The organism is Amycolatopsis thailandensis (assembly GCF_042723255.1).
Lineage (GTDB): Bacteria > Actinomycetota > Actinomycetes > Mycobacteriales > Pseudonocardiaceae > Amycolatopsis > Amycolatopsis thailandensis.
Genome location: NZ_JBHXJK010000113.1, coordinates 16,645 through 28,661 on the forward strand (window position 1 = coordinate 16,645; position 12,017 = coordinate 28,661).

At 69.7% G+C, this 12,017-nt stretch carries 15 protein-coding genes; 10 read left to right on the forward strand and 5 right to left on the reverse strand.

All coding sequences use genetic code 11. The annotated features are described in order from the left end of the window. Positions 1–183: 183 nt before the first annotated feature. On the forward strand, positions 184–1,152 hold the full coding sequence (locus ACFWMR_RS32720; RefSeq protein ID WP_378381159.1) for a CHAD domain-containing protein: 969 nt from the start codon (positions 184–186) through the stop codon (positions 1,150–1,152). Here the strand turns inward: ACFWMR_RS32720 and ACFWMR_RS32725 are convergent. Continuing rightward, positions 1,128–2,531, reverse strand: coding sequence for an FAD-dependent monooxygenase (locus tag ACFWMR_RS32725; protein ID WP_378381160.1), 1,404 nt, complete (start codon positions 2,529–2,531; stop codon positions 1,128–1,130). The two genes, ACFWMR_RS32720 and ACFWMR_RS32725, sit on opposite strands and share 25 nt — an antisense overlap. Before the next feature lie 79 nt (positions 2,532–2,610). On the opposite strand from ACFWMR_RS32725, the gene ACFWMR_RS32730 reads away from it, so the two are divergent. Next, positions 2,611–3,219 carry a TetR/AcrR family transcriptional regulator gene (locus ACFWMR_RS32730; protein ID WP_093933719.1) on the forward strand — a complete coding sequence of 203 codons (609 nt, stop codon included), beginning with the start codon at positions 2,611–2,613 and terminating at the stop codon, positions 3,217–3,219. A gap of 244 nt (positions 3,220–3,463) precedes the next feature. Here ACFWMR_RS32730 and dapC read toward each other — a convergent pair whose 3' ends face one another. The 3 genes from dapC to ACFWMR_RS32745 all read right to left on the reverse strand — a co-directional run bounded on the left by dapC (position 3,464) and on the right by ACFWMR_RS32745 (position 5,176). Beyond that, the gene (dapC, locus tag ACFWMR_RS32735; protein WP_093933718.1) at positions 3,464–4,555 is read right to left on the reverse strand and encodes a succinyldiaminopimelate transaminase; all 1,092 of its coding nucleotides are present in this window, start codon (positions 4,553–4,555) and stop codon (positions 3,464–3,466) included. After that, positions 4,552–4,872, reverse strand: coding sequence for a ferredoxin (fdxA, locus tag ACFWMR_RS32740; RefSeq protein ID WP_005155436.1), 321 nt, complete (start codon positions 4,870–4,872; stop codon positions 4,552–4,554). Before fdxA ends, dapC begins: the two co-directional genes overlap by 4 nt. A 109-nt stretch (positions 4,873–4,981) precedes the next feature. After that, complete coding sequence (locus ACFWMR_RS32745; RefSeq protein WP_005155437.1) at positions 4,982–5,176, reverse strand: hypothetical protein; 195 nt, start codon at positions 5,174–5,176, stop codon at positions 4,982–4,984. A 53-nt stretch (positions 5,177–5,229) separates the two neighbouring features. Here ACFWMR_RS32745 and ACFWMR_RS32750 point away from each other — a divergent pair, with 53 nt between their 5' ends. Genes ACFWMR_RS32750 through ACFWMR_RS32780 form a run of 7 tightly spaced genes read left to right on the forward strand, consistent with a single transcriptional unit; the run spans position 5,230 to position 10,192 of the window. Next, on the forward strand, positions 5,230–5,964 hold the full coding sequence (locus tag ACFWMR_RS32750; protein WP_378381166.1) for a GNAT family N-acetyltransferase: 735 nt from the start codon (positions 5,230–5,232) through the stop codon (positions 5,962–5,964). Further along, positions 5,961–6,959, forward strand: coding sequence for a 2-phospho-L-lactate transferase (cofD, locus tag ACFWMR_RS32755; protein ID WP_378381161.1), 999 nt, complete (start codon positions 5,961–5,963; stop codon positions 6,957–6,959). Before ACFWMR_RS32750 ends, cofD begins: the two co-directional genes overlap by 4 nt. Further along, on the forward strand, positions 6,952–8,289 hold the full coding sequence (locus ACFWMR_RS32760) for a coenzyme F420-0:L-glutamate ligase (protein ID WP_378381162.1): 1,338 nt from the start codon (positions 6,952–6,954) through the stop codon (positions 8,287–8,289). The genes cofD and ACFWMR_RS32760 overlap by 8 nt, the downstream gene beginning before the upstream one ends. Then, the gene (locus tag ACFWMR_RS32765) at positions 8,286–8,831 is read left to right on the forward strand and encodes an NUDIX hydrolase (protein WP_378277453.1); all 546 of its coding nucleotides are present in this window, start codon (positions 8,286–8,288) and stop codon (positions 8,829–8,831) included. Before ACFWMR_RS32760 ends, ACFWMR_RS32765 begins: the two co-directional genes overlap by 4 nt. Positions 8,832–8,861: 30 nt before the next feature. Next, on the forward strand, positions 8,862–9,542 hold the full coding sequence (locus ACFWMR_RS32770; RefSeq protein WP_378381163.1) for a hypothetical protein: 681 nt from the start codon (positions 8,862–8,864) through the stop codon (positions 9,540–9,542). 11 nt (positions 9,543–9,553) lie between these two features. Further along, positions 9,554–9,904, forward strand: coding sequence for a GntR family transcriptional regulator (locus ACFWMR_RS32775; protein WP_378277451.1), 351 nt, complete (start codon positions 9,554–9,556; stop codon positions 9,902–9,904). Between the two features lie 39 nt (positions 9,905–9,943). Next, entirely contained in the window at positions 9,944–10,192 is a 249-nt protein-coding gene (locus ACFWMR_RS32780) for a hypothetical protein (RefSeq protein ID WP_378381164.1), read from the forward strand. A gap of 98 nt (positions 10,193–10,290) precedes the next feature. Here ACFWMR_RS32780 and ACFWMR_RS32785 read toward each other — a convergent pair whose 3' ends face one another. Continuing rightward, entirely contained in the window at positions 10,291–11,187 is an 897-nt protein-coding gene (locus tag ACFWMR_RS32785; RefSeq protein WP_093934844.1) for a DNA-3-methyladenine glycosylase family protein, read from the reverse strand. A 110-nt stretch (positions 11,188–11,297) separates the two neighbouring features. On the opposite strand from ACFWMR_RS32785, the gene ACFWMR_RS32790 reads away from it, so the two are divergent. Next, a complete protein-coding gene (locus ACFWMR_RS32790) occupies positions 11,298–11,750 on the forward strand; it encodes an adenylyltransferase/cytidyltransferase family protein (protein WP_093934845.1) in 453 nt (150 codons plus the stop codon). Positions 11,751–12,017 lie beyond the last annotated feature (267 nt).

A 12,017-nucleotide genomic window follows, 5' to 3' on the forward strand; every position in this document is an offset into this window, starting at 1 on the left:
TCTCGCCAGGTCTCATCGGTCTCCGTGAAGGCCTCCTTGCCTACCCTGAAGGTAGTGAAGGAGGCCTTCACGGACACCCGTGCAAGGGACCTTTGCTGTCACGCTCCCCGGAGGGCGACAGCAAAGGTCCCTTGCTTCTCTCACGGCCTGGACGACCTTGCCCGTTCACTTAGAATTCATCTTGTGACAGCCGAGACCCTGCCGCGTAAGAACGTCCCTTCGACCACTCCGGCCGCGCTCGGGCTCGGCGACCGCCCCGCGAAAGCCGGGCCGGACGATCCGGCGGCCACCCACGTCCGGGTCAAACTCGACGTCGAGATCCGCGCGCTCCTCGCGCACGAACCGGGCACCAAATCCGGCGCCGACCCCGAGGACCTGCACCAGATGCGGGTCGCGCTGCGCCGCATGCGAAGCGTCCTCAAGCTTTCGGGCCGACTCGTCGGCCCCGACGCCGAGCCCGTGCGCGCCGAACTCGGCTGGCTCGGGCAGTCCCTCGGCGACGTCCGCGACTACGACGTCCTCATAGGCCACCTTCGCGACGTCGTCGCCGAATTCGAGGTGCGTGACCAGCCCGCCGCGCGCCGTCTGGTCTCGAAGTTCGTCACTGAACGCGGGGTCGCGAAGCGGCGGCTCACCCGCGCGCTCACCAGCCCCCGGTATGCCTCGATGCTGCAGGGCATCGGCCGTCTCGCCCGGCAGCCCGCCACCGAGGAAGCCGACGAGAGCCCCCAGACCTCGGCCGATCTCGTCGCCGGCCTCGCGAAGCCGCATCGAAAGCTCGCGAAGGCCGTGAGAGCACTTCCCGCCAATCCCCCGGACGACGACCTTCACGCGCTTCGCATCTACGGCAAGAAACTCCGCTACGCCGCCGAGATGGCCAAGCCCGCCGCGAAGAAGAAGCAGGCAGAGCGGATCCAACGGCTGATCAAGGCCACGAAGAACTTCCAGACCGTCCTCGGGGACCATCAGGACGCTTGTGTCGCCGCCGATCGCATGCGAGGAGCCCTGGACACGACCGATGTCGAAGTCGCCTTCATCGCGGGCCGGATCGCGGAGAAGGAACTGCTGCGCCGCGCCCAGGTCCGCGCCGTGTGGCGCGAGGTCTGGGCGGAGGTCGACGCGGCCGCTCAGGCGGTCAGCCCGCGGATGTAGCCGTCCGGGCGGATCGACACCTGCCGCCCGTTCCCGGCTTCGTACGCGGCGAAGGCGTGCCCGCCGACGTCCTCGAAGTCCACATCGGACAGTGTGCTGCCCGCGGGCAGGATCCGCCGCGCGCCTTCGGGAGCGGGACCGTCGCCGAACACCAGCACCGTCGGCCGCGGGCCTCGCATCAGTTCGAACAGCCGCACGGACTTGCCGTTCGCGTCCTTCAGCGGCGCGTCCGGGGCGCGATCACCGGGCCGGATCCGGCCGGTCGCCTCGGGCGCGAGCGGACCGCCGCGGTAGCCGATGTCGAGCTGGCGCGTGTTCTCGCCACGCTCGTGGGCGTCGTCCGCGCCCTCTTTGTACTTCTCGAGGATCTCCGTGCTGATCTTCAGCACCCGTGCGGCGTTCCCGCGACGCTCGGGCTCGTAGCTGTCGAGCAGTTCCGGCGAACCGTCGGCGAGCTTCCAACCCAGGTTGTACGCGTCCTGGACACCGGTGTTGAGGCCCTGCCCGCCGGTCGGCGGGTGGACGTGCGCCGCGTCGCCGGCGAGAAAGACCCGGCCCTCGCGAAACCTTTCGGCGAGCCGGATGTTGGGCCGCCACACCGTCGACCAGGCGAGGTCGTGCAGCCGGATCCCGCCGCCGGACAGCTCGTCGAGCCGGGACTGCAGCGTGGCCAGTGACGCCTCGACCTCCTCCTCCCCCAGCGGCGCGCCGAACTGGAAGTGCGGCACTCCCGGCAACGGCGTGAGCCCGATCCCCGACATGGGGTTTTCGGGCTTCGCGAACCAGTGCCCGTACGCGCGATCGAGGCCTTCGGCCTGGACGTCGCCCAGCAGCATGCGGATCGATTCGTCGGTGGTCCCCTCGAACGCGATCCCGAGCGCCTTGCGCACGAAGCTCTTCCCGCCGTCGGCGCCGACGAGGTAGCGGACCCGGATCCGCTCGCCCGGCAGCTCGGCCGTCACACCGTCGGCGTCCTGCTCGAAGCCGAGCAACGGGGTGCCGACCTCGACTCGGACGCCGAACTCGGCGAGCCGGTCGCGCAGGATCCCCTCGGTCCGCGACTGGCCGAGGAAGAAGCCGTTCGGGTAAGGCACCTCCGGCGTCGGTTCGGCGAGCTCGGCCATCATCCGCTCGCCGACGACCTCGCCGCCCAAGTGGATCTTCATCGGCACCGGCGGCATCCCGGCGGCCAGCACCGCGTCCAGTACGCCGAGGTCCTCGAAGACCTCCAGCGTGCGCGGTTGCAGGCCGTCGCCGCGCGACCCCTCGAAGAACGTTTCGGCCTTCTCCACGATCCGCACGCCGATGCCACGGCGCGCCAGGTCGATGGCCAGCGTGAGCCCGGTCGGGCCGGCGCCCGCGATCAGGACCTCGGTCATCTCTCCTCCAGTGAATTAGAATTCAGTGAATCCGTATTCACTATGATCGTTGCTAGCCTTCCGTGTCAAGGAGGTGCCGATGACGGCGACGAGCCGCAAGGAGAAGGCGGCGGAGACCGAGGCCGCCCTCAAGGACGCGGCGAAGCGCGTTTTCGCGGCGAAGGGGTACCTGAACACCAAGATCACCGACATCACGGCCGAGGCCGGGCGCGCGGCGGGATCGTTCTACAACCACTTCGCGGGCAAGGAGGAGCTGCTCGAAGCGCTCCTCGCGGACCTCGCGGCGGCGAGCGACGTCAACGCCGCCCTGCCTGGGCACAAAGCGGACTTCACCGACCCGGACGCGGTGCGCTGGCACGTCCGCGAGTACTGGAACTTCCATCGCGACAACGCCGCGACGATGCTCGCGCTGCGCCAGGCCGCGATGGTCAGCGACGACTTCGCGCGCACGTACGCGCGTTTCGGCGCCACTCAGGCGGAGGACATCCTCGGCCACCTCGGGTACATCACCGCGGCGGGAATGGAACTCCCGGCCTCGGAGCGGCTCACTCTCGCGATGATGGCCGAGCTGGTCAACGGCTTCGCGCACACATGGCTGGTCGACCCGTCAGCGGTCTCCGAAGAGGAAGCCGTCGAGGCGCTGACGCGGTTCATCTACCGGGGATTCACCGGCCGCGACGTGGGCTGAAGGGGCCCATGGCGCATACGACGCGGCGAAGGGCGCTTTCGCAACGCCACCGATCCACCAGACCGCGCCAGACCGAGGGGGTCGTGAGTAGCAAGTCGCGTTCTCTTGAGGGGCAGGGCTAACGTGTCGGCGTGCGTGTCCCGAGCGCCACGCTGGGGACGCCCACCGTCTCGAGCGTGGCGCTCGTGACGTGCTGCTTTGATGTTCGGGGCGACCGGGAGAACAGGCAGCCGCGACGAAGGCTCTAGGCTGCGAGGCGTTCCACCGCGGCATCGATCCGCTCGTCCGTCGCCGTCAACGCGATCCGGACGTGCCGGCCACCGGTCGGCCCGTAGAACGTGCCCGGCGCGGCGAGGATGCCGCGCTCGGCGAGCCAGTCGACGGTGTCGAGCGCGGATTCCCCGCGCGTCGACCACAGATACAGCCCCGCCTCGGAGTGCGAGATCTCGAAACCGCTGTCCAGCAACGCCTTCCGCAGCACCAGCCGACGGCGCGCGTAGCGTTCCCGTTGCACGACAAGGGCTTCGTCGTCCTTCAACGCGGCGACCATGGCCTCCTGCACCGGCCGCGGCACGATCAGCCCGGAGTGCTTGCGGATCTCCAGCAATCCGGCGACGAGCTTCGGGTCACCGGTGACGAAACCGGCGCGGTAGCTGGCGAGGTTCGCGGACTTCGACAGCGAGTGGACGGCCAGCAGACCGTCGAGGGAGCCGCCGTGCACGGACGGGTGCAGGATCGACACGGGCTCGCTTTCCCAGCCCAGCGCCAGATAGCACTCGTCGGAGACCACGACGACGTCGCGTTCCCGTGCCCATTCGACGACCTTGCGCAGGTGGTCGACGCCGAGCACGCGTCCGGTCGGGTTGGACGGCGAGTTCAGCCACAGCATCGCGGGCTTCTGCGGGCCGAGCGCGAAAGTGCTGTCCGCGCGCAGCAGGGAAGCACCCGCCATCAGCACGCCGACCTCGTAGGTCGGGTACGCCACCTCGGGGATGACGACGAGGTCACCGGGGCCGAACCCCAGCTGCCGCGGCAGCGAGGCGACCAGTTCCTTCGAACCGATCGTCGGCAGCACGGCCGCTTCGGGAACGCCTTCGATGCCGTGCCGCCGCGAAAGCGCTTCGATCGCGGCGGCCCTCAGCTCGGGGATCCCGTGCGTGGTCGGGTACCCCGGGATCTCCGACACGGACGCGAGCGCCGCGCGGATGCTCTCGGGGACCGGGTCCACCGGCGTGCCGATCGACAGGTCGACGATGCCGCCGGGGTGCGCCTGGGCTTTCGCCTTCGCTCCGGCGAGGGAGTCCCAGGGGAAATCAGGAAGAGCGACCCGGCTCATTCGCCCTGCGGGGGAAGAGCCTTGATGAAGGCGGGGTCGTGGCTGGTCTTGCCGACCTTGGAGGCTCCACCGGGCGAGCCGAGTTCGTCGAAGAAGTCGACGTTGGCCTTGGTGTAGGGGTTCCACTCGTCGGGGACGTCGTCCTCGTAGTAGATCGCCTCGACGGGGCAGACCGGCTCGCAGGCACCACAGTCGACGCATTCGTCCGGGTGGATGTACAGCATGCGGTCACCCTCGTAGATGCAATCCACGGGGCACTCGTCGATACACGCCTTGTCGAGCACATCGACGCAGGGCTCGGCGATCACGTAGGTCACTGCGTACTCCTGCTTATCTCTGCTTCACCAGTCTGCAACGGACATTACGCGCCCACGGGCGCGCCAGGCCCGCTTAGGCCACCCTTATCCGTACCCCGGGTATGGGCTTTCAGCGGTCCCTGCGGCGTGGCGGCGGAGTGGCCCTGCTGTCCCCAGTGATGACGAACTGCGGCGCGGCGGGCTTCGCCGCTTCCTCGTTCTTCTCCTCGACTGCCTTTTCCGCGCCCAACGCCCGGTTGAAGCCGTCGGAGATCTCGCGGACCAGGTCTTCGTTGTGCCTGTCGTCCTTGCGCGCGATGCTCATCGGGGTCCCTCCACTGCCTTCCTTGGCACAATCTAACCGTGAACAGTGCGGAAATGCTCGAGCTCACCTGTAGCCAGGCCTGGACGCCCCTGCTGGAGCGCCGGATCGGCGACTGGAGGCTGCGCTGGGCGGACGGGTTCACCGCCCGCGCCAACAGCGCGCTGGCGATCGGTGACCCGGGAAAACCGCTGCCAGACGCCCTGCGGGCGGTCTGTGACTTCGCCCACCATCATGCCATCCCGCCGGTCGTTCAGGTGATCCAGAACACGTCCGTGGAGGACGAGATCGCCTCGGCGGGCTGGGTCCAGTATGTGGAACACCGGCCCGCGCACGAGGTTTCGGTGCTGACCGGGCCGCTTTCGCACGGGACCTCGGCGGGAGCGGTGATTCTCGACGAACCGACGTCCGGATGGTGGGAAATGACGACGGGAAGCGCCGAGCCGGCCGAGGCGCCACGGCATGTCCTCGGCACCGGAAAGGTCGGCTTCGGGGTCGTCGAAGTCGACGGCGTCACGGCCGGGGCGGTACGCGGCGCGGTCGTCGGCGAGTGGCTGCACATCGGCAGGCTGGAGGTCCGGGCGGAGTTCCGGCGGCGGGGGCTGGCCCGCGGGCTGATGAACGCGGCGGGCGGCTGGGCGGCCGCTCAAGGCGCCACCGGGGTCGTGCTCCAGGTCGCGGTGGCGAACTCCGGCGCGCTGAAGCTGTACGACAACCTGGGCTGTACGGAGCACCACAGGTACCGCTACTGGGCCCCGGGTCCCGGCGCGTGCGAGGATCGCCCGTCGTGAAGGTCGTCATTTTGGTCGGCGGAGTGGGCGGGGCCCGCTTCCTGCTGGGGGTCAAGCAAGCACTGGGTCTGCCCGCGATCGGTTCCGCGCCGGAATCGCCGCACGAGGTGACCGCGCTGGTGAACACCGGGGACGACGTGTGGATGCACGGTCTGCGCATCTGCCCGGACCTGGACACCTGCATGTACACCCTCGGCGGGGGGATCGACAAAGAGCGCGGTTGGGGCCACTCCGGTGAGACCTGGACGGTCAAGGAGGAGCTCGCCGAATACGGCGCCGAGCCGACATGGTTCGGCTTGGGCGACAAGGACATCGCGACGCATCTGATCCGTTCGCGGATGCTGCGCGCGGGTTACCCGCTCTCCCAGGTCACCGAGGCGCTGTGCGACCGCTGGCAGCCGGGGGTGCGCCTGCTGCCGATGTCGGACGACCGCGTCGAAACGCACGTCGTGATCGACGATCCGGAAGACCCGGACCAGCGCAAGGCGATCCACTTCCAGGAGTGGTGGGTGCGCTACCGCGCCGAGCCGAAGGCGCATTCGATCATCGCCGTCGGCGCCGACGAGGCGAAGCCCGCGCCGGGCGTGCTCGACGCGATCGCGGGCGCCGACGTCGTGCTGTTCGCGCCGTCCAACCCGGTGGTCTCGGTGGGTACGACCCTCGGCGTCCCGGGGATCCGTGACGCGCTGCGGAAGACCCGAGCCAAGGTCGTCGGTGTCTCGCCGATCATCGGCGGGAAGGCGTTGCGCGGCATGGCCGACGCGTGCCTGAGCGCGATCGGCGTGGAGACCTCGGCCGAGGCCGTCGGGCGGCATTACGGTTCCCGCAAGGAATCCCCGGACGGCGTGCTCGACGGCTGGCTGGTCTCCGAGGGCGAAACCGTGGACGTGCCGGGTGTCGCCGTCCGCGACGTCCCCCTGCTGATGTCCGATGTGGACGCGACCGCGGCGATGGTGCGCGCGGCCTTCGAGCTGGCCGGAGTTTCCGTTGACTGATCATGCTTCCGCGAAGATCGAGATCCTGCCCGTCGACGGTCTCCCGGAGTTCCGGCCCGGCGACGACCTGACCGGCGCGATCGTCACGGCGGCGCCGTGGCTGCGCTCGGGCGACGTCCTGGTCGTGACCAGCAAGATCGTCTCCAAGACCGAGGGCATGCTCATCCGCGTCCCGGCCGATCCCGAGGAGCGCGACGCCGCCCGGCGCAAACTCGTCGAGGAGGAGTCCGTCCGCGTGATCGCGCGGATCAACCGGACGGTGATCACCGAGAACAAGCTCGGCATCGTGCAGGCCGCGTCCGGGGTGGACGCGTCGAACGTGGCCTCCGGCGAGGTCGCGTTGTTGCCGTCCGACCCCGACGCCTCCGCGCTCGCGCTGCGGAACGGGCTGCGGGAACGGCTGGGTGTCGAGGTCGCGGTCGTCGTCACCGACACCATGGGCCGCGCGTGGCGGGTCGGGCAGACCGACGCCGCGATCGGCGCGTCCGGGCTGCGGGTGCTGCATTCGTACGCGGGCGAGGTCGACAGCCAGGGCAACGAACTCGCGGTCACCGAGGTGGCGATCGCCGACGAACTGGCCGCCGCGGCGGATCTGGTCAAGGGCAAGCTCGGCGGGACGCCGGTCGCGGTCGTGCGCGGCCTTCAGCTGACGGACGACGGTTCGACCGCCCGCAAGCTGCTCCGGCCGATCGAGGAGGACCTGTTCCGTCTCGGTACCAACGAATCCCTCGCGCAGGGCCGCCGGGAAGCCGTGCTCGCGCGGCGTTCGATCCGGTCGTTCACCGACGAGCCGGTCGATCCCGGAGTGCTGCGCCGAGCCGTCGGAACGGCGTTGACAGCGCCCGCGCCGCATCACACGAAGCCGGTCCGGTTCGTGTGGCTGCGTGAGGAAGGCTTGCGCCGCAAGCTTCTCGACGCGATGAAGGCGTCTTGGCAGGCCGATCTCGAAGGCGACGACTTCACCGCCGAGCAGGTCACGAAGCGCCTCAGCCGCGGCGACATTCTCTACGACGCGCCCGAGGTCGTGGTGCCGTTCCTCGTCGCCGAGGGCGCGCACACCTACCGCGACGATCGCCGAAACGCTTGTGAGCACACGATGTTCACCGTCGCCGGGGGTGCGGCGGTGCAAGGTCTGCTGGTCGCGCTCGCCGCCGAAGACCTCGGCTCGTGCTGGATCGGTTCGACGATCTTCGCCGCCGACATCGTGCGCGAGGTCCTCGGCCTGGACGCGCGATGGGAACCGCTCGGCGCTGTCGCGATCGGTCATCCCGCCGCCCTGCCGCCCGCGCGCGGCCCCGTCGAACCCGGTGAAGGACTTCTCGAGCTGTGACTTTGCACGACGACGTTGTGTCCACTTTGTCCGGTTGGCGACCGGCGGACGCCGCTCAGGAATCCTTGCGCCAGGCCTATCTCGGCTTCCTCGCCGCCCGCGACGACGTCTGCCGCCGCGAATGCGCGGCCGGGCACATCACCGCGTCGGCCGTCCTCCTCGACGCCGACGCGGAGAACGTGCTGCTGACCCTGCATCCGCGCGTCGGCCGCTGGTTGCAGCTCGGCGGGCATTGCGAACCGGGCGACGCGACGCTCGCGGACGCCGCCCTGCGCGAGGCGCGGGAGGAATCCGGCATCGAGGACCTGGCGATCGACCCGGCCCCCGTGCATCTCGACGTCCACCCGATCACCTGCTCGCTCGGCGTGCCGACACGGCATTTCGACGTGCGTTTCGTGGTGCGCGCACCCCGGGGCGCACAACCGGTCCAAAGCGACGAATCGGACGATCTTCGTTGGTGGCCGGTGAATTCTCTGCCGAAAGGGTCGGAAGATCTCGCCGAACTGGTGGAAGCCGCACTCCCCGCGTCGTCGGCCGGTTAGGGTGTCGCCTGACGTTCAAAAGGGGGAATGATGTTGACGACGCTGACGCCATACCTGGACCGGGTCCGGGTCCACAGCAGCGGGGACGGTGACGGCTTCGGCTGGTTCCTGCTGATCTTGGCGATCATCATTATCATCATCGTGATCGTGGTGATCATCGTGAAGGTCAACCAGGCGAAGAAGCCGCCGATGACCTTCCCGCAGAATCCGAACTTCGGCGGTGGCGGCCCGGCTCCGGGTTTCCCGCCGCCTCCCCCGCCCGCCGGTGGCCCCGCCCCGCAGGGCAACTGGCAGCAGCAGCCCGGTTTCCCGCCGCCGCCTCCGCAGGCCGGTTTCGGCCAGGCGCCCGGCTTCCCGCCGCCTCCGGCCCCGGCTCCGGCGGGTTTCGCGCCGCCGCCCGGTGCCCCGGCTCCGAACCCGTTCGCGTCGCAGCCGCCGATGCCCGCCCCCGGTTTCCCGCCGCCGCCTCCTCCGCAGGCCGGGCCGCCGATCGACGCGGGCGCCGACCGCACGCAGGTCGTCTCCCCGCAGCAGCAGGCGGACGCCGGCGCCGACCGCACCCAGGTCGTCTCGCCCGCCGGTGCCGACCGGACGCAGGTCGTCTCACCCGCCGGTGCCGACCGGACACAGGTCGTGCCCGGCGGTTCGGGCGACGCCACCCAGGTCGTCCCCGGTGCCGACCGCACCCAGGTCATGCCGCCCCGCCAGTAGGAGCCGACAGCATGGTCCGCGTCGACCCGAACTCCCCTGTCCCGCCCTTCGAGCAGGTCCGCACCGCCTACGCGGCGCGGATCAACGACGGCACGCTGCCCGTCGGGGCGAAACTGCCGACCGTGCGGAAGCTCGCCGAGGACCTCGGCATCGCCCCGAACACCGTCGCCAAGGCCTACCGCGAGCTCGAAGAAGCCGGCCTGATCGAGACTCGCGGCCGGGCGGGGACCTTCGTCAGCGCCGTCGGCGACGAAACCCGCGAACGGGCGAGGCAAGCGGCCGCCGACTACGCCGCGCTGACCAGGAAACTGGGGCTCGACCGCGACGAGGCCAAGGCGATCGTCGACGCGGCGCTGGGCTGATCTACCCTCCGCTGAGACGAACGAAGGGGGTATGCCGCTATGGGAATCATTCAGCTGGTGGTCATCCTGGCGGTGCTCGTGGGCCTGGGGTTCGGGATCTACTTCCTGATCAAGACGCTCAACAAGCCGAAGCCGCCTTATCCGCCTCAGTACCCTCAGCAGCCGTATCCGCCGCAGTACCCGCAGGGCGGGCCTCAGGGTCCGTACCCTCCGCAGCAGTACCCCGGCCAGCCGCCGCAGTACCCGAGCCAGCAGCAGCCCTATCCGCCGCAGGGCTGGGGCAACTGAGTCGGCGTCACCTCTTCAAGTACATGAAGGCCCCCTTCCTTGCGTTAGGCGCAAGGAAGGGGGCCTTCATGTACTTGGCCGCCGCGAGACCGGCCGAGTCACATCGCGCGGTAGTCGCGAAGCTCGATCTTCGGCCCGAACCTAGGGCGGCGGAAACCGGCCGTCGACAGATACCGCACCGCGCGCTGCCGCTGCGGCGAATACGGCGCCAGCACCTCCGACATCCCGGCGTCGTCGAGTTTCGTGCCGACCAGCGCGTGCCCCACCATCGACGGGATGTTGTAGTCGCCGAAACTCACCGCGTCCGGGTCTCCCCAGGCGCGCTGCGCGATCTCCGCCGCGGTCCACACCCCGATGCCGGGGACCTTCCGCAGCCAGGCCCGTCCTTCGACGCCCTTCAGCTCGACGGCTTTCTCCAGCCGTGGCGCGACGCGCGCGGCGGTGATCAACGTCGTCCGCCGTTTCAGGTCCACCCCGGCACGATGCCATTTCCAGTCCACAATGGAACGAATGGCGACCGGCGTCGGCGGCACACGCAGCCGTGACGGCCCGGGGCCCGGCGCCGGTTCCCCGAACCAGCGGCACAATTCGCTCCACGACCGCAGCGCCTCCGCGCTGGTCACCTTCTGTTCCAGCACGGCGAGCACCAGCGCGTCCCACACCCGGCCGGTCGAACCGAGCCGCAGCCCCGGGTTCAGGCGCCGCGCCGACGCGATGACGTCGTGATGCGCGACGAAGGCGGAGTCGTCATCGTGCGCGCCCAGCATGGCGGGGACGCCGTCGAGCAGGCTGTCGGCGCCGGGGCCCCAGGCCTCCGCCTCGATCTCGCCGTCCGCGCGCCGCAGCAGCGCGAGCGTGCCCGGACCGTCCGCGGTGTTGGCGGCCAGCCAGGTGACCCCGCCTTCGGTGCGGACGACGTTGGGCGACCGCGACCCACGGCTCAACGGACCCAGCACCGTGTCCAGGTCGAGCTCGAAGCCGGGGCGGAATCGCACACACGGAAACTACCCCGCCCTCGGCTAGGGTTACGCGGGCCATCCGGTGCCCGGCGCCGCCGGAGCTAAGCTGATGACCCCCAACCGTAAGCCGACGGAGGACACGGACGATGACATCGCGACCGGCTAAGGCCTCGATCGTCAGTGGGTACTTCAACCCGCTCCACCAGGGCCATCTCGACCTGTTCGAGGCCGCGCAGGCACGGTCCGGCTACCTGATCGTCATCGTCAACAACGATCACCAGCAGGTCCTCAAGAAGGGCAGGGTGATCCAGGTCGAGGACGTCCGTGCCCGGATCGTCCGCGCGCTGCGCATCGTCGACGACGTGTACGTCGCTGTCGAGCAGGGGCCGGGCATCAACGAGTCGTTCGACCTGATCCGCGCGGCGTACCCGGACACGGAACTCGAGTTCTGCAACGGCGGGGACCGGCGCAACGTCGACGAACTCCCGGCCGACGAGGTCGAGGCCGGGGCCCGCAACGACATCTCGATGATCTACGGCATCGGGGGCACGGACAAGGCCGACTCCAGCACCCGGATCCTCTCGGACATGGAAGCCTGAGTCCCCGCCGCCGGCCGCGCGCTCGGCAACTTTTGTCGGAAGACGTTTGCGGGTCTGCTGACGGCGGCCGCTCCTAGGGCCTACCCTAGACAACACACAGTCGGCCCTGAACCCAGAGGGCCCCAGGTCAGTCGGGAGGCCTAGGGGAATGGACCCCCGTGCTCGGGCGGACGCCTTGCTCGCACGCGCCAGCGCGCGTGGAGCCTTCGTCGTGACACCGGACAACGCGACGTCTCCGATGGACTCCGCGAACACCCAGCAGATCCC

Coding starts and splice junctions, on each gene's coding strand:
- ACFWMR_RS32780 (WP_378381164.1), top strand. CDS start 9,944: ATGGGAATCATTCAGCTGGTGGTCATCCTGGCGGTGCTCGTGGGCCTG.
- dapC (WP_093933718.1), bottom strand. CDS start 4,555: ATGAGCCGGGTCGCTCTTCCTGATTTCCCCTGGGACTCCCTCGCCGGA.
- ACFWMR_RS32745 (WP_005155437.1), bottom strand. CDS start 5,176: ATGAGCATCGCGCGCAAGGACGACAGGCACAACGAAGACCTGGTCCGC.
- ACFWMR_RS32790 (WP_093934845.1), top strand. CDS start 11,298: ATGACATCGCGACCGGCTAAGGCCTCGATCGTCAGTGGGTACTTCAAC.
- ACFWMR_RS32725 (WP_378381160.1), bottom strand. CDS start 2,531: ATGACCGAGGTCCTGATCGCGGGCGCCGGCCCGACCGGGCTCACGCTG.
- ACFWMR_RS32730 (WP_093933719.1), top strand. CDS start 2,611: ATGACGGCGACGAGCCGCAAGGAGAAGGCGGCGGAGACCGAGGCCGCC.
- ACFWMR_RS32750 (WP_378381166.1), top strand. CDS start 5,230: ATGCTCGAGCTCACCTGTAGCCAGGCCTGGACGCCCCTGCTGGAGCGC.
- ACFWMR_RS32775 (WP_378277451.1), top strand. CDS start 9,554: ATGGTCCGCGTCGACCCGAACTCCCCTGTCCCGCCCTTCGAGCAGGTC.
- ACFWMR_RS32770 (WP_378381163.1), top strand. CDS start 8,862: ATGTTGACGACGCTGACGCCATACCTGGACCGGGTCCGGGTCCACAGC.